Source organism: Oceanicola sp. 502str15 (assembly GCF_024105635.1).
GTDB lineage: Bacteria > Pseudomonadota > Alphaproteobacteria > Rhodobacterales > Rhodobacteraceae > Vannielia.
In genome coordinates this window covers 3,776,859-3,801,077 of the sequence record NZ_WYDQ01000001.1, presented here as the reverse complement: position 1 = coordinate 3,801,077, position 24,219 = coordinate 3,776,859, and the positions used below count along the sequence as shown (strand labels likewise).

Genomic DNA, 24,219 nt, shown 5'->3' with positions numbered 1-24,219 from the left:
TCAACCGGCGCAAATGTCCTTCACAGACTTCTTCACCGCCTCGAGCGAAAACACCTGATCCAGCCAATCCTCCTTGAAGATCACGCTCTTGGCCTGATCAATCGCCATCAACGCGCCATCGCTGAACTTCCCTTCCGGGAAGATCCCGAAGGCAATCGCCAGCTCGATCTTCAGATGCCCGAGCACAAAGTCATGCGCCGCCGCTTCCGGCACCCCCATGCCCACCGCCTTGTCGGTCGCCTCGCGCAGCGCCATGCACATCGTCGCGGCCACCGTCTCGCTCAGCGCCGGCTCAAGCACCGCAATGTTTTCCAGCGTGCAACGATGCGAGCGTGCCACCGGGGCATAGATGATCTTGGCGATCTCCTCGCAGAGCGCATAATGCTCCTCCGGCCCCTGGATCAGGGCGCAGACGATCCCCTGCGGCGCGTCGATTCCGCCGAAATAATCCTTCTGCGCCGCCTCTGTCGCCTGCACTTCAAGGATATGCGGATGGCAGGGATGGGTGCAGAAATAGGTCACGTCATCGCGCTCGGGCATCTCGCCCGCATAGGGCGCCGCCGCATCCAGCACGATTACCGCCGCGCCGGGCTTGAGCTTGTCTACAAACCCATGGGCGATCTTGCCGATCAGCCTGTCGGGCACCGCCATCAGCACCACATCGGCATCCGAAATCGCGTTGTCGCCATCGGTCACGGCCTCAACGCCAACCTCGTCGAGCAGCCGCTTGCGCCCTACCTCGGACACCTCGACATGGTCGATCTCGAACCGCGTCGGCTTCAGGTTCTGCGCCAGCCTGACGCCCATCTTTCCGCCCGCACCGAGCAAAGCAACCTTCGTCATATCTTCCTCCTAAACGGCACCACCGCCGCGTTTGATCCATCCAAAGTAATCGTCCGACCCCATCTGCCCGCCCTTCAGCGCCAGTTGCAGCCCGGCCAAATTCTCGTCGTCGGAATGCGCCGCCAGCAGCGCCGCCCCCGGCAGCGTCGGCGCCAGCGCGGTGAAGGCAAAAAGCCCCAGTTCACGGCTCGCGTGGCCGCTGGTATCCCCGCCAGAAATCACCGCCCGCTTCAGCCCGGTCTGCCGCAGAAGCCGCGCCAGCACCTTGCCCAGCGCCGCCCCGATCCGCGCATTCGCCTCTTCCATGCCGCCCGTCGGCACCGCGGCGCGAAGCCGCGCCACCGCCGGGTCATCCGGCCCCTTGGCCGTGTAGATCAACGGGTCGCGCCCTGCGTTCAGCGCCGCAATGGCCGCCTCGTAAGCGCCGTTCTCCTCGCCCCGCACAGCCGCCGCCGCATCCAGCTCGATCCCCTCGAACCCATGCGCCTCGGCCCATGCAATCTGCGCCGCCGTCACCGGCGAAACCGAGCCGGACACCGCCAGCATCCGCTCCACCGGCCCTGCGCTCTCCACTCTGTCCTCGCCCCCCAGCCAACCCGACTCGCGCCAGTGCTCCACCAGCGCATATTCCACCCCCTGCGAGCCCACCGCGAGCAGCGGAGCCGCCTGCCAGACGCGCCGCCCGACCTGCGCCATATGCGCGTCCGTCATCGCATCGAACGACCAAACCTCTGCCTCCGGCGAAGCCTCCAGATCCTCCAGCGTAACCAGCCCGAAGCTCTTGCCCGTCTGCCGCGCCAGATGCCGCGCCACATCGCTCTCATCCATCGGAGTCACAGGATGCCGCGCCATCACCGGGTGCCGATCCAGCCGGAACACGCCCCCCGGCCCGCTGGCAAACAAATGCCCGAACGCCTGATACCGTCGCATCTTCGGCGCCGCCAAAAGGCACGGAATGAACGGCCCGCGCACCACCTGCGCGCCAAGGTCCATCGCCTTGCCGATCGAGCCGACCTCGGGCGCGGAATCCAGCGTGGAGCAGGTCTTGTAATGCACCACCTTCGCGCCCGTATCGGCCAGAAAGCGGAACACGCGGGGCAGTTCCCGCTCCATCCATGCAGGCGCGTGCGAGCGCGCCGTGGTTGCCACCCCCACCGCCCGCATGCCGGGGAACCGCGCCAGTTGATCCTCCGAAGGCACGTCCAGAAACAGCACCGAAGGCACCCCGGCAAACTCCAGCACCTCCATGCTGGCCGCCGAGCCGGTGAAGTCATCCCCCAACCAGCCAAGCAGAATGCCGCCCGGCAGGCTCATCCAAATGCCTCCAGCGCGCCCGCCAGCGCGGGCCGCGTTGCGGCATACTCCGCCGCCGGAACTCCCGCCTGCGCCGCCTCCCATGCCTCCCGCAGCGAGGCCACGCCCGCCGCCGGCCCGTCCGGATGCGCCATGATCCCGCCGCCCGCCGCATGAATGCAATCAGCGTGCCCCACACGGGCGTAGGTCTCCGCCGCCTGAACGGCCGTCTGCCCCGAGGAAAACACTGGCATCGCCGCGCACGGCTTGTCGTCCCATAGCGGCGTGCCGACCGAGAGCGCCGAGGCAATCACGCTGTCATCGCCTTCCGAAAACTTGTTGCGCAGCCCGTTCACATGCATGTGGTCCGCCCCGGCCAGCCGCCAGAGCTTGCTCCACGCTGGGTAGTCCCAACCCAGCATCTCGGCGCGGCTCAGGTACCCCCAGCCGCAGCGGTGCGCATGGATCGGCAGCTCGCTATGGCGCGAAAACGCGAGGAACCCGGCAAAGCCCACCGAGTTCAGCGAGACCATCGCGCAGGTCGCCCCAAGCTCCAACAGCAGGTCATGGCGGCGCCGCATCTCGTCGACCTCACCGGTCAGGTTGAAGGCGAACATCACCTTCTTGCCGGTCTTCTCGGCATGGTCGTTCAGCACGGCCATCACCGCACGGGCGCGGTCGTCGAACGGGCAATTCGGCCCGTCGCTCTGCAATTCGTCATCCTTGATGAAGTCGATCCCGGCCCGCGCCAGATCGCCCGACAGCGTGGCCGTCTCTTCGGGGCCAAAACCCACCGAGGGCTTCACGATCGTGCCAATCAACGGCCCGCTCTCAACGCCGCTCAACGCCCGCGTTCCCGCGATCCCGAACTTCGGGCCCGGATAGGCCGCACCAAATTCCTTCGGCAGCCGGATGTCGCGCAACCGCAGCCCCGAGAACTGCCGCAGCTCAAAGAGATTGCCCGCCACCGTCGCCACGAGGTTGGGGATCGACGCGCCGATGTTCCCGAAGGGCCACGAGAGCGTCACCGTGGCCCGCGTGTAACGCTCGCCCGTCGCCCCACCGCCCAGCGATGGCTCGGCCACCTCGCCGACCACCTCCAGCGCCTCCACCCGCGCCGCCGAGCGTTCGCGCAGCTCCGGCGTCTCTCCCGGCACCGAAACGAAGGTGCCGGATGACTGCTCACCCGCCATCGCCTCCGCCGCCTTGGCCGGGTCCACCGGGGTTTCGATCAGGTAGTCGGCTTCGATGCGTTCACTCATTGGAAGTGATCCTGATGATAAAGTGCATTGGCGCGTTCAAGGTGGTCGCGCATCGCCTGTGCCGCGGCCTCGGCCTGCCCGGCGATGATCGCATCCAGAATGGCGCGGTGTTCGGTCAGCGTCAGTTGTTCCAGCCCGCGCTTGCGCACGCCTTCCACGTGAAAGGCGCGCATCCAGTCGAAGATACCGGCCACGAGGGTCTCGAAAATGGGATTGGCAGAAATGGCAGCGATCCGGCGGTGGAACTTGCCGTCGATCTCCAGAAACCGCTCCGGCTCGCCGGTGGCCAGCTCCTGCGCGGCAAGCAGCGACTCCAGCGCGCCGATGTCGGTCTCGCTGCGCTGGCGGGCGGCGATGCGGGCCATCTCGGCCTCCAGCGCGGCGCGGGCCTGCTTGAGATGATCCAGCGAGGAGGTATGGGCGAGCAGGTGCTGCACTCCGGTTCCAAGCTGGCCGATCAGCCCGTCGAGCGACGGCTCGGCCACGCGCGGGCGCCCGCCGTGGCGAATGTCGATCACCCCGCGATGCTGAAGCGCCTGCATCGCCTCGCGGATCGCCGGGCGGCCGATCTCGTAGCGAGCCATCAGTTCACGCTCCGAGGGCAGCGCATCTCCGGGGCCGAGGCCGTCTTCGCGGATCAGTCGCAGCAGACGGTCCTGCACCTCATCGGCCAGCTTGCGCGGCTTGATGCTGTCGGGCTTATGCGAATCTGGTAAACTCATCATACCAGTTGCTAGCGCAAGCGCCCGCCTCAGGCAAGAGTGCTGCCGAGTCAGATGTCTTGCGCGGCCTTCAGCCAGCCCAGCGTTGGCTCCGTCGGCCCGCCGGGCTTGTATTCTGCCCCAAGCGGAACATCCCAGCCGAGCGCCTTCAAGTGGCCGTAGATATGGGAAAAATTCACCTCGCCATGATCCGGCGCGCCCCTGTCGGGCACTGCCGCGATCTGGATATGCCCGATCATCGGCAAGAGCCTCTCGAGCCGGTGCGAGAGGTCGCCCTCCATCAGCTGCACGTGGTAGCAATCGAACATGATCTTCAGGTTATCCGCCGCCACATCGGCCAGAATCGACTCGGCCTGCGCGGTGGTCGAGAGGAAGTATCCCGGCGCGTCGTAATGGTTGATCGGCTCGATCAGCACGGTCTTACCCAGCTTCGCCGCGCCCTCGCAGGCATAGCCCAGCGCCTCGACAAAGGTATCATGATCGCCGCCGAAGCCGGCCATCACATGCACCTTCCCGGTGCCCGTGGCCTCGGCATAGGCCAGCGCCTGATCAATCGCATCCCGCGCCTCGCCCTCGCGGCCCGGCACCGCGGAAAAGCCCATTTCGCCCTTGGACGCATCGCCCCGCGAGGCGTTCAGCCCAAGCATCTCAAGGCCCGTCTCGGCCAGCGCATCCGCCACCTCCTGCGGTGGCACCGCATAGGGCCAATGGCATTCCACCGCGTCGAACCCGGCAGCCTTGGCGGCGCGGATCGCATCCGGCAGCGGCAGCTCGCTCCACAGGAAACCGAGGTTGGCCGAAAACTTCATGCGTCCCACTCCAGGTTGAACTTGCGCACCAATCCCTGCACCTGCCCGTCGTCCAGCCCGCGCGGGTTCATCCCCCGCGTCATCAGCGCCAGCTTGGCCGTGGCTTCCAGCTCTTCCACCGCGTTGCAGGCCGCTTCCACGTCCTTGCCCGCCACCACCGGCCCGTGGTTGGCCAGCATCACCGCAGAGCGTTTGCCCGCCAGCCCGCGCACCGCCTCGCCCATCGCCGGGTCGCCCGGCAGGAAGAAGGGCAGCAGCTTGACCCGGCCGACCTGCATGACCCCGTAGGGGGTGAGCTGCGGAAGAAAATCGTCTTCATCGGCCTCCAGCATCGAGAGCGCGACCGAGTGGCAGGAATGCAGGTGCACCACCGCGCCTGCCGTGCCGCGAGTGTCGTAAAAGGCTGTATGCAGGGGCATTTCCTTGGTCGGCTTGTCGCCGTCAATCTGCTGCCCGGCGGCGTCGAACCGCGCCAGCCGCGCCGGATCGAGCCGCCCGAAGCTGGTGCCGGTGGGTGAAACCAACAGCCCGCCATCCTCGGTGCGGGCCGAGATATTTCCGGTCGAGCCATGCGTCAGCCCCCGGTCGAACAGCGACTTCGCCAGCAGGCAAATCTGGTCGCGCAGCGCGGTCTCGGTCATGGCAGCATTCCCAACGCATCGGCGAAGAAGGTCTCGGCGCCGAAATTGCCCGACTTCAGCGCAAGGGCTATCTCCTGCCCGCCGCTGACGCAGCCACACCATGGCACGCCCGGGGCAATCTCGCGGCCCACGTCGAGCCGGGTAACGCCCAGCGCCTTGGTCACCGCGCCCGAGGTTTCGCCCCCGGCCACCACGATCCGCCGCGCGCCCTGCTCCCGCGCCTGCACCGCCAATGCAGCCAGCGCCTCTTCCACCACGGCTCCGGCCCGGGCTGTGCCCAGCTCGCCCTGCGCCCGGCGCACCTCATCGGGCTCCGCCGTGGCATAAAGGATCGGCGCGGCGCCCATGTCCTGCCCGGCAAGCCACTCTGCCGCCGCGCCATTTCCCTCTTTCGCCAGACCGAGCGGATCGAGCTTGAAGGCCGGACCGCCATAGGCCGCCACCTGCGCCCGCGTCATCGCCGAGCAGCTGCCCGAGAGCACAATGGCCCCCGGCCCCACCTGCGGCACCCGCGCCTCGCGGGCGCTGTCATCCAGCAGGCCCGCCTCGCGGTAGAGCGCCGGGAGCGGCATGGCCAGCGCCGAGCCGCCCGTCATCAGCGCCATGTCGCGGCCCGCGCTTGCGATGACCTGCAAATCGGCGTCCGCCACCGCATCGACCACCACATGGGGCGGCGCCTTGGCCAATGCTTCCGCCAGAGCGGCAGCGCCCCGCGCCACGGTGAGCCTGTCGACCAACCCGACCTCGCGCGTGACCTGCGGGGCAAGCAGGCGCATGAGGTTGGAATCCCGCATCGGGGTGAGCGGGTGATCCTTCATCGGGCTTTCCGCCAAGGGCTGTTGTCCGACGAAGAGGTTGCCCATGAAGACCGAGCGCCCGTTTTCCGGGAAGGCCGGGCAGTACACCGTCTGCTCCGCCCCGAGCGCCACCATCAGCGCCTCTGCCACCGGGCCGATGTTGCCCTGCGGCGTGGAGTCGAACGTGCTGCAATACTTCCAGAAAAACCGCTCCGCCCCGGTGCCCTTCAGCCAGTCCAATGCCGATAGCGCCTCGCGCACGGCGTCGGCCACCGGCTCCGTGCGGATCTTCAGGGCGATCACCTCGAAGGGCGCATCGCTCTCCCCGCTCTCCGGCACCCCGATGCGCAGCGACACCTTCGCCCCGCTGCGCGCCAGAAGCCCGGCCAGATCGGTCGCGCCCGTGAAATCGTCGGCAATCGCCCCGAATATCGCCATGTCAGTCCTCGTGAATTCCGTCTGCCGTGAAGGCCCCGCCCTGATACACCACATGGGGCGCATCAATCGCAGGCATCTCCTCGGCCTGTTCCACCGCAGCGCGGTAATCTTCGGCGCAATCCTGCGGCTCCCAACCAAGGAAGCCGACCTCGCGGTTGTCCCACCAGCCGGTCGCATTCTTGGAGGCGCCATAGATGATCGGGCAGCCGATCTTGGGCGCGCGGAACACGGCCTCGATCAGCCGGACGAAATCGTCGTAGCTCATCCAGCTTGCCAGCATTCGCCGGTTCTTCGGCTCGGGGAAGCAGGAGCCGATCCGCACGCTGGCGGTCTCGATCCCGAACTTGTTGAAATACATGCTCGCCATCGCCTCGCCAAAGACCTTGCTCACCCCGTAGAGCCCATCGGGCTTGGTGAGCGAGTTGGCATCGAGCCGCGTGGTCTGCTTGTGAAAGCCGACCGCGTGGTTGGAGCTGGCAAAGATCACCCGGTTGCAACCGGTCTTCCGGCAGGCTTCGTAGAGGTTGAAGATGCCGTCGATATTGGCGTTGCGGATCACCTCCCAGGTGTCTTCGATCGAGCGCCCGCCAAGGTGCACTATCCCGTCGCAATCCTTCACCAGCTCTTCCACCGCCGCCTTGTCGCCAAGGTCGCAAACCACGACCTCCTCGTTCTCCCCGGCCGGCGGCATCTCGACCACGTCGGACAGCCTCAGGGTCTTGGCCATATGCTTCAGTCGCTCGCGGCACACGGTGCCAAGGCCGCCAGCGGCGCCGGTAATCAGCAGTCGGTTCATCATGTCAGTCTCTCCCTGTCGGTTTTATGGGCATGGCGGGCAAGGAAGGCCAGAGCGGCCGCCCGCATTTGCGGTGTTTCTCCATGGCCCGCTTCGGGCTGGAGGAAAGCGGTGAGGTTCTTGCGGGGCAGTTTGGCCAGCGCGGCCTCGCGGGCCGGCTCGGGGGTGAGCGCATCCTGTCCGCCGTGCGCCACGAACATCGGGCGCGGGGCGATGGTCGCTGCCACATCGCCCTGATCGCCCTCGCGCAGCAGACCGGGCACGGTGAGGTAGGGCCCATGGCGGTCATGGGTGCCGCTTTCGATCAGGGGGGCAATGTCCGCGAGCATGGTGATGTTCACATGCCCTGCCACGCGCGGCTCCAGCGCGGCGAGCCACATGGCCAGCGCCGCGCCCATCGAAACGCCCCACGTGTAAATGCGCGTCTGGTCTATCCGCGGGTCAGCGGCCAGGTGCTCGAACGCGCCGCGCTGGTCGGCTAGCATCGCAGCAAAGAGCGAACCTCCGCGCCAGGCCGCCGCCTTGGCCAGGGCGCTCTCGGCCCCCTCCGCCTGCCGCGCACCAAAGCCCGGCATGTCGATGCAATAGGCGGCAAACCCCGCCGCCATAAAGGCCGCGCCGGGGGCACCGCTAGTCCACCTTGCGCCGGCGTTGATTTCTGCCTTGCCCAGCGCATAGTCGCCGCCATGGGCATGGCAATAGAGCACCGCGGGAAACGGGCCATCCCCCTCCGGGCAAAGCAGAACCCCATCACCGCGAGGCTCCGCCTCCGCCCAGTCCACCAGCGCCGCTAAGCTCATCAGGTATAGCCGTAAGAGCCATCTGGCCGCACCGGCAGCTTGCGCTCCCAGTGAATGTATCGGTCGGTCGCCAGGAATTCCTCGTCAATCTCCACGCCCCAGCCGGGCCGGTCGGGCCGAAGCTCCAGATGGCCGTCTACCGGCATGTAGGGATCTTTCACATAGGCGGCCGCATCCGAGGCCTCCACCATGTCGCGGGTCAGAAAGGCCGAGGTGCCGGGCAGGCGATACTCGAGGATCTTGAAATTGGGCGTGGCCGCCGAAAAATGCAGGTTCACCGCCGTTGCAAGCGGCCCCATCGGGTTGTGCGGCGCCACGTTGACGTAATGCGGCTCCGCAATCGCCGCGATCTTGCGCATCTCCAGCAAGCCCCCCACCGCACAGATATCGGGCTGAATGATGTCAGCGCCCTTCACCGCGAGCAGGCGGTTGAACTCGAACCGCGAATAAAGGCTCTCCCCGGTCGCCAGCGGCACCTTGAGCTGCGACTTCAGCGCGCCCCAGGCCTCGATATTCTCCATCCGCATCGGCTCTTCGTAAAACAGCGGACGGAAGGCGGCGAGCGCATTGCCCATGTCCGCCGCCTGGTAAGGCTCGAACAGGCGGGCGTGGGCATCAAAGGCAAACTCGGCATCCGGGCACAGCTCGCGCAGCTCGGCCACCCAATCCTCGGTGGCTGCAACAACCCGGTGCCACGGCTCGGCATGAATGTCGCATCGGTAGGGCGAGAGCTTGAAGGCCGAAAACCCCCATGCTTCGGAATGTTCCGCCACATGGTCCCGCACGGCCTCGGCTTCGGGCGCCGAATAGACGCCCTGATAGACTCGCACCCTGTCTCGCACATGTCCGCCGAGCAGCTTGTAGACCGGCACCCCGAGGGCCTTGGCCGAAATGTCCCAGAGCGCATGGTCGATTCCGGAGATCGCGGCAAGGCCGAGGGCACCGGGCGGAAAGCGCGACTGTTGCAGGAGCTTCAGGATCAGCCGTTCGATCCGGGTTGGGTCTTCGCCCTCGATCTGGAGGTAGAGATAGTCCAGCAGTGGCGGCAGGGCACGATCCGGCCCGTGGTTGTAGCACTCGCCCCAGCCGGTGATACCCTCATCGGTATCGACCGCCACGATCACCCGCGGGCGGTTGCCATCGCGGCTCATGAAACTGCGAAGCCCGGTGATCTTCATCCCGCGAACCTCGCCTGCTCAACCCCGGTCACGCCGAGGCCGGTGACGGCAAATAGGCTGCCATCCAGCGCATCTTCCGCGTCGGAGCCGATCGAGGTGACATAGAGGATGTCGAGGTTGCGCCCGCCGAACATCGGCTTGGTCGGGCGCTCCACCGGCATGTCCACGATCCGGTCCACCTTGCCCTCAGGCGTGATCCGCACCAGTTGCCAGCCGCTGATTCCGGCCATCCAGTAGCACCCGTCGGCATCCACCGTGCCCCCGTCCGGGCGGCCCGCGACCTCGCGGGTGTCAAAGAAAACCCTGCGGTTGGAGGGGGTTCCCGTATCGGTGTCGTAGTCGCAGGCCCAGATCGTGCGCACCAGCGGGTTGCTGTCGGAGTAATACATCGTTGTGCCGTCTGGGCTGAAGGCAAGGCCGTTGGTGGTATAGACCTTGTCGAAGAAGGGCGTCACGGAACCGTCGGTTCCGTAGCGATAGAATTGCCCCAACTCCTCGGGCGGCCCGCCATCATCCTTCATCGTGCCCGCCCAGAACCGGCCCTGCATGTCTGTGCCGCCGTCGTTGAAGCGGTTGCCGGGGCGATGGGTTTCCGGGTCCGTGAGAAAGGTCTTTGTTAAGGTTTCCGTGTCATAAAGATAGAAGCCGGATTTGGCCGCCACGATCAACCCGCCCGCCTCGCGCCGGGCAAGGCAACCCACGGGTTCGCCAAAGTCGAACACTTTGTCGGAGCCATCTTCGCCCGTGCGGCGAATCTTGCCGCCGGTGATGTCTGCCCACCAGAGCGCCTGATCGGCCACATCCCAAACCGGCCCCTCGCCAAGCCGCGCCCGCTCGGGCGTGGCCACCTCAACCTTTACAGCCATGTCTCACTCCCCTTTGAAAACCCGGCGCCTCGACGCCTCGATATGTTCGGCCATTGCCTCCCGGGCCGCCTCGGCATCCCCGGCCGCGATCCCGTCGAAAATCCGCCGGTGCTCGCCGACCATGGAAATCTTGCCCTCACGGTATCCGGTGGTGCCCAGGCTGCGGACGAACTTGCCGATGAAAAACATGTGCGAGCGGAGCATATGGAGCGTGTCCACGATGAAGCGGTTGTCCGACAATTCGGCGATTCTGACATGGAACCGCGCATCCATCTCGATAGTCGAGGTTCTTTCGCGCACGCTTTTCTCCATGTCTTCCAGCATCGCCTCCAGCGCCGCCACCTCTTCAGGCCCGGCCTTCAGCGCGGCCAGACCGGCACCCTGCACCTCAAGGATCTTTCGAAACTCGATGTAGGCGGCAATGTCGTTGATGCTTTGCAGCGGCGCATAGCCCGCCTCCCCGCTTTGCCCGCCACCGCTGACAAAGGACCCGGCCCCTTGGCGCGACACGATCAGCCCGTCTTCGCGCAGGTGGGCAAGGGCAGAACGTATGACGGGACGAGACACGCCATGCTCCGCAGAAAGGTCTTTTTCGGCGGGCAGTTTCTGACCCAGCGTGTAATGGCCGCCGCGAATCTGTTCGAGCAGGCGCTCGTAAACCTCGCTCTCCAGCCGCCTTGAACGGGCGGCCTCTCCGCGGACGCTGCCGTCTTTCGCCATGTCATTCATGCACATATCTCCCGACACCGCTCTAGCACGCCGCAACAAATTACAACATTGCAAAATTTGTTTGACAACCTGGCCGCGCAAATGGTGTCGTGGTGCCGCTGAGACTCGGAAGAGCGAAAGCACAGGGAGGAAGATTCATGACACGAAATTGGCGATTCTCGTCAGTGGCCGCGCTTGCCGTCGGCGTATTTTTGCATCCGTTCACCGCCATGGCCGGAGAGGCTCCGGCCCTTGCCGAAGCCGTGGCTGCAGGCAACCTGCCGCCGCTGGAAGAGCGGCTGCCGGCCCAGCCCGAGGTTGTTACCGGCCTCGAGAACATCGGGGCATACGGTGGAAAGTTGCGCCGGATGCTCGGCGGGTCAAACGACCACAACTCGATTCTGCGGATCATCAGCCCCCAAGGCTTGACCCGCTGGAAGCCCGATTTCTCCGGCGTCGTGCCCAACGTGGCCGAAAGCTGGACCACCAATGAAGACGGCTCCGAGTTCACCTTCAAACTCCGCGAGGGCATGAAATGGTCGGACGGCGAGCCGTTCACCGCTGACGATATTCTGTTCTTCGTCAACGACTTGTTGAACAACCAGGAATTCTACCCCAATGCGCCGGCCCGCTTCGTGGTGGCCGGGGAGCCGATGCAGGCCGAGAAGGTGGATGACTACACCGTCATCCTCAAGTTCGCGGCGCCCTATGGCACCTTCCTGACCGAGCTGGCCACGCCGCTCGCACAGGAGCCGGTGCTTTGGGCCAAGCACTACTGCCAGCAGTTCCACCCCGCCTACAATGACAACGTGCAGGCCATGGTGGACGAGACCGAGGCGGTCGAAGACTGGCCCGCGCTCTACCGCCTGAAGTGCGGCGAGGTGGAAGCCCCCAACCGCTGGTCCAACCCCGAGCGGCCCACGCTGGACCCTTGGGTGGTGACCGGAGAGGGCTATTCTGCCGGCTCCACGCAGGTGGTGATGGAGCGCAATCCCTACTTCTGGCAGGTCGATGAGGAGGGCAATCAGCTGCCCTATATCGACCAGCTCGAAATGGGCGTAGCGCAGGATAACGAGGCGCTCGTGCTTGAGGCGATTGCCGGCAACATCGACTTTCAGCGCCGGAAAATCTCGAACCCGGCCAACAAGCCGGTGTTTGCGGAGAACGCCGAGAAAGGCGGCTTCGAGATCCTCGACATGATCAACTCGAACTCGAATTCGATGGCGATCCACTTCAATCACACGCACAAGAACCCGCAGATGCGCGAGTTCATTCGCAACCATGATGTGCGCGTGGCCCTGAGCCTCGGGATCGACCGCGACGAGATCATCGATATCGTCTACCAGGGCCAGGGCGAGCCCTACCAGATCGGGCCAAGGCCGACCCATGTGCTCTACAACGAGCAACTCGGCAAGCAGTTCACCGACTATGACCCTGACAAGGCGAATGAATTGCTGGATGCGGCCGGTTATGCCGAGAAGGACGACGAGGGGTTTCGCCTGTTCCCCGATGGCAGCCGGATCGTGTTCAACGCGCAGTATACTGGCGTGGAGCAGCCCGACTGGGGCGACAGCCTTGAGATCATCAAGGAGCAATGGGAAGAGATCGGCATCGAGCTGAACTCCACCTCTGTCGAGCGGTCGATCTACTACTCGCGCGGCGAGGCCAACGAGCATGACTTCATGGTCTGGGGCGCGCCCGGCGGGCTGGACCCGACACTTTCGCCGCGGGACGTTCTGGCCGTGCATCCGCAGGCCAGCTGGTTCGCAATCCCGTGGACTCGTTGGTATCTTTCCGGCGGATCGGAAGGCGAGGAGCCGACCGAGAGCATGAAGAAACGGCTCGCGCTCTATGATGCCTTCAAGCAGGAGGCCGATCAGGAGAAGGCGCTGGATATCTTCCGGCAGATCCACCAGGAGGCCGCCGACGAGATGGAGATCATCGGCATCGCCCTCGCGCCGAACCTCGTGGGCGTGGTGAACAAGAAGCTGATGAACGCGCCGCGCAGCCTGCCCTCGTCGTGGATGTATCCCGATCCGGGCCCGACCCTGCCGCAAACCTGGTATTGGCCGGAAAGCTGAAACTCCGGGCGGGCCTTTCGGGCCCGCCCACCCAACGCCCTCCGGCGCAACCAAAACCCTGACAGGCAATCCCAATGATCTGGCGTTACATCCTGAAACGCATCCTCTGGATGGTGCCGTTTCTCTTCGGTGTCTCCATCGTCGCCTTCCTGCTCATCCAGGCACCGCCGGGCGACTATCTGACGACCTATATCGCCAAGCTGGGCGAGAGCAACGAGGTGATGGACCAGGCCTCCGTGCAGAACCTGCGCGAACGCTTCGGGCTCGATCAGCCGCTATATGTGCAATATTTCAAATGGGTTAGCCGCCTCATGGTGGGCGACTTCGGGATGAGCTTCGAGTGGCGGCAGCCGGTGTCTGACCTGGTCTGGGGCCGCATGGGGCTGACGCTTTGCCTGTCGATGGCGACGCTGCTCTTTACCTGGGCCGTGGCCTTTCCGATCGGGGTTTATTCCGCCGTTCACAAGTATTCCTTTGGCGATTACCTCGCCACCACCATCGGCTTCATTGGCCTTGCAACCCCCAACTTTCTGCTCGCGCTGATCCTGATGTATATTGGTGTGGTCCATTTTGGCGCCGATGTGGGCGGCCTGTTTTCGAACGAATACAAGAACGCGCCCTGGAGCATGGCCAAGGTCTGGGATCTCGCCAAACACCTCTGGCTGCCCGTTGTCGTGCTTGGCACCTCGGCCACGGCATCGCTCATCCGTATCATGCGGGCCAATCTGCTCGACGAGCTGAACAAGCCCTATGTCGACACAGCCCGCGCCAAGGGGCTCTCGGAGTTTTGGCTCATCATGAAATACCCGGTCCGCGTGGCGCTGAACCCATTCGTCTCGACGATCGGCTGGGTGCTGCCCAACCTCGTATCGGGCGCGGTCGTGACCGCCATCGTGCTGAGCCTGCCCACCGCCGGGCCGCTGATGCTTCAGGCGCTGCTGGCGCAAGACATGTATCTCGCCGGGGCCTTCGTGCTGATGCTCTCCTCTCTCACCGTGATCGGGATGCTGCTTTCAGACATCCTGCTCGTCTTGCTCGATCCACGGGTGAAGTATGACTGAAACCACTCAACAGAACCTTAACAGCGAGGCCCCCGAGGAGGTGCTGGCGGTCGACCCGGCCCATGACCCCGATGAGGTGGGGATTGCTTCGCAGTGGCAGCTGACGTGGTGGGCCTTCAAGAAGCACCGGCTGGCGATGATCGGGCTTTGGGTGATCGGCTTCATGTATCTGGTGTCGCTCTTCGCCGGTTTCGTTGCGCCGAACGATCCGACCGACAGCAACCGCCGCGCCGTCTATCACCCGCCGCAGATGATCCATTTCATCGACAGCACCGAGGATGGCTGGCGCATTCGCCCCTACGTGTACGAGATGGACCGGGAGCGCGACCCCGAGACGCTGGCCGTGACCTACACGCCCTCGGGCGAAAAGATCTACCTGCGGCTCTTCGGGCGCGGGCAGGACTACAAGTTTTGGGGCCTCTGGGAGACCGATGTGCACTTGATGGCCACGGTGAACCCGCGCGAAAACTTCTTTATCTTCGGGGCCGACCGGCTGGGGCGCGACATGTTTTCCCGCGTGGTTTACGGCACCCGGATTTCGATGAGCATCGGGCTTGTCGGCGTGGCGATTGCGCTGGTGCTGGGGATCACGCTGGGCGGGATTTCGGGCTATTACGGCGGGCGGATCGACACGGTGATCCAGCGGCTGATCGAGTTTGTGCTGAGCCTGCCGACCATTCCGATCTGGCTGGCGCTGGCGGCCGCGCTGCCGCCCTCCTGGCCGATCTATCAGCAGTATTTCGTAATCACGCTGATTGTCAGCCTCGTCGGGTGGACAGAACTTGGCCGCGTGGTGCGCGGGCGGTTCCTTGCGATGAAGCATGATGATTTTGTCATCGCCGCAAGGCTCGACGGGGCCAGCGAGCGGCGGATCATCTTTCGGCACATGCTGCCCTCGCTGACCAGCCACATCATCGCCTCGCTGACGCTGGCGATCCCGCTGATGATCCTGGCCGAAACCGGCCTGAGCTTTCTTGGCCTCGGCCTTCAGCCCCCCGCGATCAGCTGGGGCGTGCTGCTGAAAGAGGCGCAGAACATCCGCTCGATCTCACAGGCCCCATGGCTGTTCATCCCCGGCGGTTTCGTCGTGGTGGCGGTGCTGGCCTTCAACTTTCTAGGAGACGGCATGCGTGATGCCGCAGACCCTTATGGCCAGTGAAGCAAGCCGCCGCCCGATCCTCGCGGTCGAAAACCTCAATGTCGGGTTCAACACCCGCAAGGGCATGTTCGACGTGCTCCATGGCGTGAGCTTCGAGCTGCACCGGGGCAAGACCACGGCGATCGTGGGCGAGAGCGGCTCGGGCAAGTCGGTGACCGCGCGGGCGATCCTGAACATGGTGCCACGCCCCGGTGTGATCAACGGCGGGCGGGTGCTGTTCCGCCCGTCGCGGGGCGAGGAGATAGAAACCACGGCGCTGGACCCGAGGGGCAAGGCGATCCGTGATATTCGGGGCGGCAAGATCGGGATGATCTTTCAGGAGCCGATGAGCAGCCTCAGCCCGGTGCATACCATCGGCAACCAGATCATCGAGGCGATCCGCCTGCACCGGACCTGCACCAAGCAGGAGGCCCGCGAGATTGCGCGGGGGATGCTGGAGCAGGTGGAGATCCCGAAGCCGGAGAAGGCGCTGGACCAATATGCCTTCGAGTTTTCCGGCGGAATGCGGCAGCGGGCGATGATTGCCATGGCGCTGTCGTGCCGCCCTGATGTGCTGATTGCCGATGAGCCGACCACGGCGCTGGATGTGACCACGCAGGCCGAGATCCTCGACCTGATGCGCAAGCTTCAGGTGGAGCTGAACATGGCGATCATGTTCATCACCCATGACATGGGCGTGGTGGCCGAGCTGGCCGACGAGGTGGTGGTGATGGAGAAGGGCCATGTGGTGGAAACCGGCGAGACCGGGCCGCTCTTTGCCGAGCAGCAGCACCCCTACACCCGCCGCCTGCTGGGCGCGGTGAAGCGGCTGGAAGAGCCTGCGGCGGCCAAGGTGCGGCCTGCGGCGGATGCAAAGGAGATTTTGCGGGTCAGCGACCTGCGGCTGAAGTTCGAGAAGCGCGAGGGCTTCTTGCAGCGGGTGACGGACGTGACCAAGGCGGTCGACGGGGTGAGCTTTTCGCTGAAGGAAGGCGAGGCGCTGGGGATCGTGGGCGAGAGCGGCTCGGGCAAGACGACCGTGGGGCGCTGCATTGCGCGGGTCTATGACCCGGAGGGCGTGGTGGATTATCGCGGCTCCGATCTGGTGAAGGCCGGGCGCGCGGAGATGCAGAGCTATCGCCAGCAGATACGGATGATCTTTCAGGACCCGTTCGCCTCGCTGAACCCGCGGATGACGGTGAAGCAGCTGATCGCGGAGCCGCTGGTGGTGAACGGAGTGGCCTCGGGGAGCGAGCTGGAGGACCGGGTGGCTAAGTTGCTGACGGAGGTTGGCCTGGAGCCGGGGATGATGGAGCGTTATCCCCACGCCTTCTCGGGCGGGCAGCGGCAGCGGATCGTGGTGGCGCGGGCCATTGCGCTGGAGCCGAAGCTGGTGATCGCCGATGAGCCGACCTCGGCGCTGGATGTGTCGATCCGCACGCAGGTGCTTGATCTGCTGCTGCGGCTTCAGGCCGAGATGGGGTTGAGCTTCATCTTCATCAGCCACGACATGGCAGTGATCCGCTATTTCTGCGACCGGGTGGCGGTGATGTATCGCGGCAAGATCGTCGAGATCGGCGAGACCGAAGAGATCATCACCAACCCGCAGCATCCTTATACCAAGGCGCTTCTCAGCTCGGTGCCCATCGCCGACCCGGCCCTGCGCGGCACGCGGCAGCGGCATCGCTACATGGGAGAGGGCGCGTGAGATACGCGGAAGGCATAGAGCAGGTGATTGCGCTCGGAGACTTTCCGACGCCCGAGGAGGCTGCCGCCTATTGGAACGAGGGGGTGGCAAAGGCGCCGTTCGAAGACCTCAGCTACACCGGCGGTGCTGGCCAGCCGCAGGCTGCAAGGCTCTATCGGGGCGGCGGGGATGCGGGCACGCTGCTTTACATCCACGGCGGCGGATGGGCGGGTGGGTCGATTGCGCTGCATGAGCCTTCGGCGGCCGGGATGGCGCTGGAAAGCGGCTGGGACGTGCTGAGCATCAGCTATCGCCTTGCCCCTGCCCACCCCTACCCCGCAGGGCTGGAAGATTGCCGCGCCGCGCTGGCCTGGCTTGCTGCAAAGGGCGGGCGGATCGCCATTGGCGGGGCCTCCGCCGGGGCCAACCTTGCCCTCGCAACCGCACTTTCCACCACCCACGAGCTGGCCGGCATGGTGCTGTTCTACGGCGTCTTTGGCGATGATTTCGACACCGAGAGTTACTGCGCCCATGCCGAGGGCCCCGGCCTCACCCGTGCCCGGATGCGCGACCTCTTTGCCATGTATGACCCCGACGCGTTGCGCGACGAGTTGATCGCGCCCCTCAAGGCCGACCTGCGCGGCCTGCCTCCCGCGCTGCTGGTCGCCGCCGAAGTCGACGTGTTGCTCAGTGAAAATAGTGCCATGGCGCAGGCGCTCAGCGGCGCGGGGGTGCCAACCACATGGCATGTCGAGCCGGGGGTGACCCATGGCTTCATCAACCGCGGCAGGCTCGTGCCCGCCGCCAACGCCTGCATCAGCAAGGCCGCAAACTTTCTCAAGGAGACCCTCACATGAAGATCGAGCGCGTCGAGGCGATCACCTTCAGCCATCGCACCTACACCCAGCGCGACAGCGACGGGCACAACCACCCCGGCCCCGAGGGCACCGGCAGCTCGACGCTGCTGCAGATCATCTGCGAAGACGGCACCGTGGGGCAGGCCATTTGCCGCCCGACGGATGTGCGCCCCGATGTGCTGGAGCGCTACGTGCGGCCCAACCTGATTGGCGAGAGCCCGCTGCTGATCGAGCGGGCGTGGTATGCGATTTACAAGTGGCAGCGCCTGTCAGGCGGACAGTTGACCGACCGGACGCTCACCGCCGTCGACCTCGCGCTCTGGGATCTGATGGGCAAAGTCACGGGCCAGCCGGTGTGGAAGCTGCTGGGCGGCTACCGGCCCAAGATCCTCGCCTATGGCTCGACCATGTGCGGCGATGACATGGAGGGCGGTCTTGCTACGCCGGAGGATTACGCCCGCTTTGCCGAATGGATGCTGGGGCGCGGCTACAAGGCGATCAAGCTGCATGGCTGGATGGTGCCGATGCCCGGCGCGCCGGATGTGCGGCTCGACTACAAGGCCTGCGCCGCCGTGCGCGAGGTGGTGGGCGAGGGCTTTCCGCTGATGCTGGACCCGCACCACTTTTACCCGCGCTCCGATGTGCTCTGGCTCGCCAACAAGCTGGCAGAGCTGGATTTTGTCTGGATGGAGGAGCCGATGGAGGAGGCCTCGATGAGCTCCTACAAATGGCTCACCGCCGGCACCCGGCTCAACATCCTCGGCCCCGAGACCATGACCGGCAAGCACTGGACCCGCGCCGAATGGGTCAAGCATGACGCCTGCGACATGGTGCGCACCGGGGTGTGGGATGTGGGCGGGATCAGCCCGGCGATGAAATGCGCCCATATGGCCGAGAGCTTTCACATGGCCTGCGAGGTGCATGGCACCGGGGCGGGCAACCTTGCGGTGGCGCTGGCCTCGCACAACTGCACCTATTACGAGCGCGGGCTGCTGCACCCCTTCACCGATTACGACGCGCCCGCCGACTATCAGAACCGGATCGATGACGAGATGGACGCCGACGGCTACGTGCATGGCCGCGAGGAGCCGGGGCTGGGGCAGGATATCAACATGGACTACATCGACGCGAACCGGGTGAACCATGACTGACCTGCGGATCGCGGATGTCCGCATTACCCCCATCGCCTTTTCCGACCCGCCGCTGCTGAACAACGCCGGATGCCACCAGCCCTTTGCGCTGCGCTCGGTGATCGAGGTGGAAACGGAAGATGGCGTGGTGGGGCTGGGCGAGAGCTATGGCGCGGCGGCGGTGGTGGAGGGCATCGCGGCGGTGGGCGCGGCGATGGTGGGGCGGAAGGTGACCGACCTCAACGCGCTCTGGGCCGCCGGAAAGGCGCATGCCGGGGGCAGTTCGCAGGGCTATACCGGCGCGGAGCGGCTGGTGCCCCGCGTGGTGGCGGCGATCGAGGTGGCCATGTGGGACGCGCTCGGCAAGGCAACCGGGCAGCGGGTGGTTGACCTGCTGGGCGGGCAGGTGCGCGAGCGGGTGCCGTTTTCGGCCTATCTGTTCTACAAGTTCGGCGCTCATGCCGATGGGACCGGGGACGCCTGGGGCGAGGCGCTCACGCCCGAGGGGCTGGTGGAGCAGGCCCGCAAGATGGTGGGCGAAAACGGCTTCAAGGCGATCAAGCTGAAGGCCGGTGTGCTGGAGCCGGAGGAGGAGATTGCCGGGCTGGAGGCGCTGCGTGCGGCCTTTCCCGAGGCGCCGCTGCGGATTGACCCGAACGGCGGCTGGACGGTGGAGACCACGCTGAAGCTGCTGCCCCGGCTCACCGGGCTGGTGGAATACCTCGAAGATCCGACCGCCGGGCTGAGCGAAAATGCACAGGTGCAGGCGGCGACGGATATTCCGTTGGCGACCAACATGTATGTGGTTGAAAACGCGCATTTGCCGCCGAACATGGCGCGGGATGCGTTCCGCGTGATCCTTTCGGATCATCACTATTGGGGTGGTCTCGCGGCCTGTCGGCAGCTCGCGCATATCTGCGACCTCTGGGGGCTCGGCCTGGGGATGCACTCCAACAGCCACCTCGGGATTTCACTGGCCGCGATGACCCATCTGGCCGCCGCCACGCCGAACCTGACCTACGATTGCGACACCCATCAGCCATGGCAGGTGGATGAGGTGATCGAGGGGGGCAAGCTGGCCTTTGAGGGCGGCTCGCTCACGGTGCCCGAGGGGCCGGGGCTGGGGGTGACGCTGGATCGGGAGGCGCTGAAACGGCTGCATGGCAACTACCTCGCCTGCGGCTTCACGGTGCGCGACGACGCCAGCGAAATGAAGAAGCATTGGCCGGACTGGACCTTTGGCCGGCCCAAGTTCTGACAGCTATTCAGGGAAGTAGGTGGGATGCGCGGCACGCAACCTGTCGAGGCGGGTGATGGTTTGGCTGAGGTGCTGTCGGACGGCGGCCACGGCCCCTTCGGCATCGCCGCCATCGAGCTTTGCGATGATCTCGCGGTGCTCGCGGATGATGCGCGTGACCTTCTCCTCATCCCACATGTCGAGCCGCCGCAGCCGGTTGAGATGGCCCGAGCGCGAGCGGATCAGCAGGTGCAGCCCGCCATAGCCCGCCGCCGAGAGCAGGGCCTGGTGGAAGGCATCGTCGATGTCCTGGAAGGCGCCGATGTCATCGCCATTGGCGACGACCATTTCCTGCATGGAAACCAGTGTCTTGAGGCGGGTCAGGGTGTTTTCGCCGACGCCTTCGGTGGCCAGTTTGCGGACCACCTCGATCTCGACGGAACGGCGCAGGAAATGGGCCTCTTCGATCTCGTCGGGATTGATCCGGGTGACGAGGGTTTTGCTTTGGGGGAAGATATCGACCAGCCCCTCGGTCTCGAGCTTCTGCAGCGCGTCGCGCAGCGGGGTCTGGCTGACGCCGTATTCGCGGGCCAGCTCGTTGCGGGTGAGCACCGTGTCGGGCGGAAGCTGGAGCGAGATGATGCGGCGGCGCAGGGAATCGAGTGTGCGGGCGGCGGCGGTTTGCGGCGCGCCGCGCCCATCGGGGCCGATTCCGAGTCGGGCGATGACATCGGAGAATGTGCTCTGGTCGTTCATGTTAGCGGTCACACCCCAGCAATCGCGGCATTTTGCCAAGCTCCACGGCCCATTGCAAGACCGGAGACACTAATATATCAGTTTCCCCGACACGCGGACAAGCACGGGAGATTGCGCCATGTCATTCACTGAGGAGATCCGTGAGCGCCTGATGGGCGTCTCCGTCGCCACCCTTGCGACCGCGCTCTACAAGCGCGGGCTGCGCAACCAGGTGCTGCAGGATGTACGCCCGGTGGCTGCGAAGGGGCGCAATATGGTGGGGCCGGCGTTTACGCTTCGGTATATTCCAGCGCGGGAGGATCGGAACACGCTGGCGGTTTTCCGTGACCCGAACCACCCGCAGCGCCAGGCCATCGAGCAGTGCCCGGAAGGCCATGTGATGGTGATGGACAGCCGCAAGGACCCGCGGGCTGCATCATCGGGGGATATTCTTATCACCCGCTTAATGGTGCGTGGCGGCGCGGGCGTTGTGACCGATGGCGGCTTTCGCGATGCGGGCACCATCGGGGCGCTCGACATCCCGGCCTACCACACCCGCCCCTCCTCCCCGACCAACCTGACGCTGCACGAAGCCATCGAGATCAACGGGCCGATCGGCTGCGGCGATGTCGCCGTCTTTCCCGGCGACGTGATGGTGGGCGACGACGACAGCGTGATCGTCATCCCCGCGGAGATCGCGGAGGAGGTGAGCGCCGAGGCGGTGGAAATGACCGCCTATGAAGATTTCGTGGTGGAGCAGGTGAAGGGCGGTGCAAGCATCATCGGCCTCTACCCGGCCACCAAGGAAGAGAACCTGGCCAAGTTCGAGACTTGGCGCAAAGAGAACAATCGCTGAGGACACGACATGCTCGACAACAAAGACCTTCAGGCCCGCATCAAGACCGGCCTTCTCTCCTTTCCGGTCACGCCCTTTGGCGCCGATGGTGGCTTTGCGCCCGATCCGTTCCGCAAGCATCTGGAGTGGCTGAGCGACTACGAGGTCGCCGGGCTGATCGTGGCGGGCGGCACGGGCGAGATGTTTTCGCTTACGCCACAAGAGATTGTGGACGTGGTGAAGGTGGCCAAGGAGGCCCAGCCGGGCCAGCCGATCATTGCCGGGTGCGGCTATGGCACGCGGATGGCCTGCGAACTGGCGCAGGGGATCGAGGCGGCCGGGGGCGATGGCATTCTGCTGCTGCCGCACTACCTGATCGGCGCGCCGGCGGAGGGGATCGAGGCCCATATCCGTGCGGTCTGCAAGGCCACCAAGATGGCGGTGATCGTTTACAACCGGGGCCAGGCGCGGGTGACGGAAGAGATGATTGCCCGGCTGGCGGACGACTGCCCCAACATGATCGGCTTCAAGGACGGCACCGGCGATATCGACACCGTGCGCCGCATCACCGTGCGGATGGGCGACCGGCTGAGCTACATCGGCGGGATGCCCACCCACGAGCTTTTCGCACAGGCCTACCGGGGCGCGGGGATGCCGACCTACTCCTCGGCGGTGTTCAACTTCGTGCCCGAAACGGCGCTGGAATTCCACGCGGCCTTCACCGCGGGCGACGATGCCAAATGCGAGCAGATGCTGCGGGAGTTCTACTATCCCTTCGCCAAGATCCGCGACCGCAAGACCGGCTATGCAGTGAGCGCGATCAAGGCGGGCGTGCGGCTCAGGGGCTTTGAGGCCGGGCCGGTGCGCAGCCCGCTCACCGACCTGACGGAGGAGGAAATGGGGCTGATGGAAGAGCTGATCTCGGGCCGGAAATAGGCACCGTCCCGCCGGGTTAACGGGCCCGGCGGGCCGAATAACCGCATGTCACATCCCGTGCACAACCCGTGCACACCCCGTGCATACATTTTTTGACACACTTGCGAAGGGCCGCTTCGTTGCCACAAGGCACGGCGGCCCTTCCCTTTGGTAACCTCTGGCCCCCGACCGGCCGGCTCGACGCGCCAGAAGGGTTGCCGCAATTAGCCCACTAATATATCAGTAAGCGAGTCGCGCATGGTGGAGGCCATAGACGCGGCCCCGTAACGGTCAACTTGGGAGGAGACCACATGACACTCGACAGACTGGCGAAATCCGTCAGCGGACTGGCAATTGCCGCCGTGGTGAGCGCAATCGCCACCGGCGCGATGGCGGCGGAAAAGACGCTGAAGATCCAGACCAGCTCGAACGCATCCCATGCGTCGCTGGCCTATCTCAACGAGGAATGGGTGCCGAAGCTCGAACAGATGACCGGCGGTTCGCTGGGCATCGAGTTTTTGCCGGTGGACGCGGTTGTGCCGCGCCGCGAGACCCCCGAGGCGATCGGCGTCGGCATCCTTGATGGCGACCTGACCTCGATCAACTACTTCGCCGGCATCGACCCGGCTTTCGCGCTGATGGGCGACCTGATTGCGGGCTATGACAGCGCCGACCAGATCCAGGCCTATTGCGCGCAGGGCGGCGGCAAGGAGATGCTCCAGAAGCTGATGGACGCCCACTACCCCGGCGTGCACGTGGTTGGCTGCGGCGCCTATGCCCGCGAGGCCTTTGTGTCCAAGGTGCCGATCCGTGGCGTCGACGACTTCAAGGGCGTGAAGGTGCGCTCGCCCGAGGGCCTTGCGGCCGACGTGTTCAAGCGCCTCGGCGCGGCCCCCGTGTCGATGTCCGGCTCGGAGACCTACGGCGCGCTGGAGAAGGGCGTGATCGACGCGGCCGACAACTCGGCCTACGCCAACAACGACGCCAACGGGATGCACAAGGTCGCCAAGTACCCGATCTTCCCCGGCATCCACTCCACCCCGATCCTTCAGTTCACCGTGAGCCAGCAGGCCTGGGACGAGATGAGCGAAGCCGAGCGCGTGGCGATCGAAACCTGGTATGTGGCCGCCTACAACGGTCTGCGGGTCTACTTTGACCGGCTCGACCGCCAGCTTGTGGCCCGCGACAAGGCCGCCGGTGAGCTTGAGGTCATCGACTGGCCCCAGGAAGAGCGCGACAAGATGCGGGTCGTGGCACAGGAAGCCTGGGCCGACTTCGCCAAGCAGTCGGAGCTGGCGCAGGAAGTCTACGACAGCCACGTGGCCTTCATGAAAGAAGCCGGGCTGCTCTGAGGCAGACAGACCACTTGGTTGCGCCCGCCGGGAGGAGG

General features: G+C 65.3%; 23 protein-coding genes. 10 read left to right on the top strand and 13 right to left on the bottom strand.

The features are described 5' to 3' along the window. From GTH22_RS18665 to GTH22_RS18610, 12 genes are read right to left on the bottom strand one after another with little or no spacing between them, the layout of a single operon-like run. Entirely contained in the window at positions 1-843 is an 843-nt protein-coding gene (locus GTH22_RS18665; RefSeq protein ID WP_252947095.1) for a phosphogluconate dehydrogenase C-terminal domain-containing protein, read from the bottom strand. 9 nt (positions 844-852) lie between these two features. Then, entirely contained in the window at positions 853-2,157 is a 1,305-nt protein-coding gene (locus GTH22_RS18660; protein WP_252947094.1) for a four-carbon acid sugar kinase family protein, read from the bottom strand. After that, positions 2,154-3,398, bottom strand: a complete 1,245-nt coding sequence (locus GTH22_RS18655) for a ribulose-bisphosphate carboxylase large subunit family protein (RefSeq protein ID WP_252947093.1) — start codon at positions 3,396-3,398, stop codon at positions 2,154-2,156. The genes GTH22_RS18660 and GTH22_RS18655 overlap by 4 nt, the downstream gene beginning before the upstream one ends. After that, positions 3,395-4,120: a transcriptional regulator NanR gene (gene nanR / locus GTH22_RS18650; RefSeq protein ID WP_252947092.1), complete on the bottom strand. Its 726-nt coding sequence runs from the start codon at positions 4,118-4,120 to the stop codon at positions 3,395-3,397. The genes GTH22_RS18655 and nanR overlap by 4 nt, the downstream gene beginning before the upstream one ends. Positions 4,121-4,170: 50 nt before the next feature. Beyond that, the gene (locus GTH22_RS18645; RefSeq protein WP_252947091.1) at positions 4,171-4,929 is read right to left on the bottom strand and encodes a hydroxypyruvate isomerase family protein; all 759 of its coding nucleotides are present in this window, start codon (positions 4,927-4,929) and stop codon (positions 4,171-4,173) included. Further along, on the bottom strand, positions 4,926-5,570 hold the full coding sequence (locus GTH22_RS18640; RefSeq protein WP_252947090.1) for an aldolase: 645 nt from the start codon (positions 5,568-5,570) through the stop codon (positions 4,926-4,928). The genes GTH22_RS18645 and GTH22_RS18640 overlap by 4 nt, the downstream gene beginning before the upstream one ends. After that, positions 5,567-6,805, bottom strand: coding sequence for a 3-oxo-tetronate kinase (otnK, locus tag GTH22_RS18635; protein ID WP_252947089.1), 1,239 nt, complete (start codon positions 6,803-6,805; stop codon positions 5,567-5,569). Before otnK ends, GTH22_RS18640 begins: the two co-directional genes overlap by 4 nt. Position 6,806: 1 nt before the next feature. Next, complete coding sequence (locus GTH22_RS18630; RefSeq protein WP_252947088.1) at positions 6,807-7,604, bottom strand: NAD(P)-dependent oxidoreductase; 798 nt, start codon at positions 7,602-7,604, stop codon at positions 6,807-6,809. Beyond that, complete coding sequence (locus GTH22_RS18625) at positions 7,601-8,401, bottom strand: S9 family peptidase (protein WP_252947087.1); 801 nt, start codon at positions 8,399-8,401, stop codon at positions 7,601-7,603. Before GTH22_RS18625 ends, GTH22_RS18630 begins: the two co-directional genes overlap by 4 nt. Continuing rightward, positions 8,401-9,579, bottom strand: a complete 1,179-nt coding sequence (locus tag GTH22_RS18620) for a mandelate racemase/muconate lactonizing enzyme family protein (protein ID WP_252947086.1) — start codon at positions 9,577-9,579, stop codon at positions 8,401-8,403. Before GTH22_RS18620 ends, GTH22_RS18625 begins: the two co-directional genes overlap by 1 nt. Next, positions 9,576-10,445, bottom strand: coding sequence for an SMP-30/gluconolactonase/LRE family protein (locus GTH22_RS18615; RefSeq protein WP_252947085.1), 870 nt, complete (start codon positions 10,443-10,445; stop codon positions 9,576-9,578). Before GTH22_RS18615 ends, GTH22_RS18620 begins: the two co-directional genes overlap by 4 nt. Positions 10,446-10,448: 3 nt before the next feature. After that, positions 10,449-11,255: a FadR/GntR family transcriptional regulator gene (locus GTH22_RS18610; protein WP_252947084.1), complete on the bottom strand. Its 807-nt coding sequence runs from the start codon at positions 11,253-11,255 to the stop codon at positions 10,449-10,451. A gap of 56 nt (positions 11,256-11,311) precedes the next feature. Between GTH22_RS18610 and GTH22_RS18605 the strand changes: the two genes are divergently transcribed. The 7 genes from GTH22_RS18605 to GTH22_RS18575 all read left to right on the top strand — a co-directional run bounded on the left by GTH22_RS18605 (position 11,312) and on the right by GTH22_RS18575 (position 20,365). Continuing rightward, positions 11,312-13,234, top strand: a complete 1,923-nt coding sequence (locus tag GTH22_RS18605; protein ID WP_252947083.1) for an ABC transporter substrate-binding protein — start codon at positions 11,312-11,314, stop codon at positions 13,232-13,234. Between the two features lie 74 nt (positions 13,235-13,308). Continuing rightward, a complete protein-coding gene (locus GTH22_RS18600) occupies positions 13,309-14,295 on the top strand; it encodes an ABC transporter permease (protein ID WP_252947082.1) in 987 nt (328 codons plus the stop codon). Further along, a complete protein-coding gene (locus GTH22_RS18595; protein WP_252947081.1) occupies positions 14,288-15,454 on the top strand; it encodes an ABC transporter permease in 1,167 nt (388 codons plus the stop codon). Before GTH22_RS18600 ends, GTH22_RS18595 begins: the two co-directional genes overlap by 8 nt. Further along, on the top strand, positions 15,429-17,141 hold the full coding sequence (locus tag GTH22_RS18590) for an ABC transporter ATP-binding protein (RefSeq protein WP_252947080.1): 1,713 nt from the start codon (positions 15,429-15,431) through the stop codon (positions 17,139-17,141). The genes GTH22_RS18595 and GTH22_RS18590 overlap by 26 nt, the downstream gene beginning before the upstream one ends. Then, positions 17,138-17,977 (top strand): alpha/beta hydrolase fold domain-containing protein, encoded by an 840-nt coding sequence (locus GTH22_RS18585; protein WP_252947079.1) that lies wholly within the window; start codon positions 17,138-17,140, stop codon positions 17,975-17,977. Before GTH22_RS18590 ends, GTH22_RS18585 begins: the two co-directional genes overlap by 4 nt. Further along, positions 17,974-19,128 carry an enolase C-terminal domain-like protein gene (locus tag GTH22_RS18580; RefSeq protein WP_252947078.1) on the top strand — a complete coding sequence of 385 codons (1,155 nt, stop codon included), beginning with the start codon at positions 17,974-17,976 and terminating at the stop codon, positions 19,126-19,128. Before GTH22_RS18585 ends, GTH22_RS18580 begins: the two co-directional genes overlap by 4 nt. Further along, positions 19,121-20,365 carry an enolase C-terminal domain-like protein gene (locus tag GTH22_RS18575; RefSeq protein ID WP_252947077.1) on the top strand — a complete coding sequence of 415 codons (1,245 nt, stop codon included), beginning with the start codon at positions 19,121-19,123 and terminating at the stop codon, positions 20,363-20,365. Before GTH22_RS18580 ends, GTH22_RS18575 begins: the two co-directional genes overlap by 8 nt. Positions 20,366-20,368: 3 nt before the next feature. Here GTH22_RS18575 and GTH22_RS18570 read toward each other — a convergent pair whose 3' ends face one another. Continuing rightward, positions 20,369-21,100 carry a GntR family transcriptional regulator gene (locus GTH22_RS18570; protein WP_252947076.1) on the bottom strand — a complete coding sequence of 244 codons (732 nt, stop codon included), beginning with the start codon at positions 21,098-21,100 and terminating at the stop codon, positions 20,369-20,371. 118 nt (positions 21,101-21,218) lie between these two features. Between GTH22_RS18570 and GTH22_RS18565 the strand changes: the two genes are divergently transcribed. The 3 genes from GTH22_RS18565 (at position 21,219) to GTH22_RS18555 (ending at position 24,181) form a co-directional block, all read left to right on the top strand. After that, positions 21,219-21,935 carry a ribonuclease activity regulator RraA gene (locus GTH22_RS18565; RefSeq protein WP_252947075.1) on the top strand — a complete coding sequence of 239 codons (717 nt, stop codon included), beginning with the start codon at positions 21,219-21,221 and terminating at the stop codon, positions 21,933-21,935. A 9-nt stretch (positions 21,936-21,944) separates the two neighbouring features. Next, entirely contained in the window at positions 21,945-22,850 is a 906-nt protein-coding gene (locus GTH22_RS18560) for a 5-dehydro-4-deoxyglucarate dehydratase (RefSeq protein WP_252947074.1), read from the top strand. 290 nt (positions 22,851-23,140) lie between these two features. Further along, positions 23,141-24,181, top strand: a complete 1,041-nt coding sequence (locus tag GTH22_RS18555) for a TRAP transporter substrate-binding protein (RefSeq protein WP_252947073.1) — start codon at positions 23,141-23,143, stop codon at positions 24,179-24,181. Positions 24,182-24,219: the final 38 nt, after the last annotated feature.

What these genes read in the sequence shown, in the direction of transcription:
- GTH22_RS18665 (WP_252947095.1), bottom strand. Translation starts at nt 843, where the DNA reads ATGACGAAGGTTGCTTTGCTCGGTGCGGGCGGAAAGATGGGCGTCAGG.
- GTH22_RS18580 (WP_252947078.1), top strand. Translation starts at nt 17,974, where the DNA reads ATGAAGATCGAGCGCGTCGAGGCGATCACCTTCAGCCATCGCACCTAC.
- GTH22_RS18640 (WP_252947090.1), bottom strand. Translation starts at nt 5,570, where the DNA reads ATGACCGAGACCGCGCTGCGCGACCAGATTTGCCTGCTGGCGAAGTCG.
- GTH22_RS18560 (WP_252947074.1), top strand. Translation starts at nt 21,945, where the DNA reads ATGCTCGACAACAAAGACCTTCAGGCCCGCATCAAGACCGGCCTTCTC.
- GTH22_RS18630 (WP_252947088.1), bottom strand. Translation starts at nt 7,604, where the DNA reads ATGATGAACCGACTGCTGATTACCGGCGCCGCTGGCGGCCTTGGCACC.
- GTH22_RS18575 (WP_252947077.1), top strand. Translation starts at nt 19,121, where the DNA reads ATGACTGACCTGCGGATCGCGGATGTCCGCATTACCCCCATCGCCTTT.
- nanR (WP_252947092.1), bottom strand. Translation starts at nt 4,120, where the DNA reads ATGAGTTTACCAGATTCGCATAAGCCCGACAGCATCAAGCCGCGCAAG.
- GTH22_RS18555 (WP_252947073.1), top strand. Translation starts at nt 23,141, where the DNA reads ATGACACTCGACAGACTGGCGAAATCCGTCAGCGGACTGGCAATTGCC.
- GTH22_RS18660 (WP_252947094.1), bottom strand. Translation starts at nt 2,157, where the DNA reads ATGAGCCTGCCGGGCGGCATTCTGCTTGGCTGGTTGGGGGATGACTTC.
- GTH22_RS18625 (WP_252947087.1), bottom strand. Translation starts at nt 8,401, where the DNA reads ATGAGCTTAGCGGCGCTGGTGGACTGGGCGGAGGCGGAGCCTCGCGGT.
- GTH22_RS18595 (WP_252947081.1), top strand. Translation starts at nt 14,288, where the DNA reads ATGACTGAAACCACTCAACAGAACCTTAACAGCGAGGCCCCCGAGGAG.
- GTH22_RS18605 (WP_252947083.1), top strand. Translation starts at nt 11,312, where the DNA reads ATGACACGAAATTGGCGATTCTCGTCAGTGGCCGCGCTTGCCGTCGGC.
- GTH22_RS18645 (WP_252947091.1), bottom strand. Translation starts at nt 4,929, where the DNA reads ATGAAGTTTTCGGCCAACCTCGGTTTCCTGTGGAGCGAGCTGCCGCTG.
- GTH22_RS18590 (WP_252947080.1), top strand. Translation starts at nt 15,429, where the DNA reads ATGCCGCAGACCCTTATGGCCAGTGAAGCAAGCCGCCGCCCGATCCTC.
- otnK (WP_252947089.1), bottom strand. Translation starts at nt 6,805, where the DNA reads ATGGCGATATTCGGGGCGATTGCCGACGATTTCACGGGCGCGACCGAT.
- GTH22_RS18600 (WP_252947082.1), top strand. Translation starts at nt 13,309, where the DNA reads ATGATCTGGCGTTACATCCTGAAACGCATCCTCTGGATGGTGCCGTTT.
- GTH22_RS18615 (WP_252947085.1), bottom strand. Translation starts at nt 10,445, where the DNA reads ATGGCTGTAAAGGTTGAGGTGGCCACGCCCGAGCGGGCGCGGCTTGGC.
- GTH22_RS18570 (WP_252947076.1), bottom strand. Translation starts at nt 21,100, where the DNA reads ATGAACGACCAGAGCACATTCTCCGATGTCATCGCCCGACTCGGAATC.
- GTH22_RS18565 (WP_252947075.1), top strand. Translation starts at nt 21,219, where the DNA reads ATGTCATTCACTGAGGAGATCCGTGAGCGCCTGATGGGCGTCTCCGTC.
- GTH22_RS18655 (WP_252947093.1), bottom strand. Translation starts at nt 3,398, where the DNA reads ATGAGTGAACGCATCGAAGCCGACTACCTGATCGAAACCCCGGTGGAC.
- GTH22_RS18620 (WP_252947086.1), bottom strand. Translation starts at nt 9,579, where the DNA reads ATGAAGATCACCGGGCTTCGCAGTTTCATGAGCCGCGATGGCAACCGC.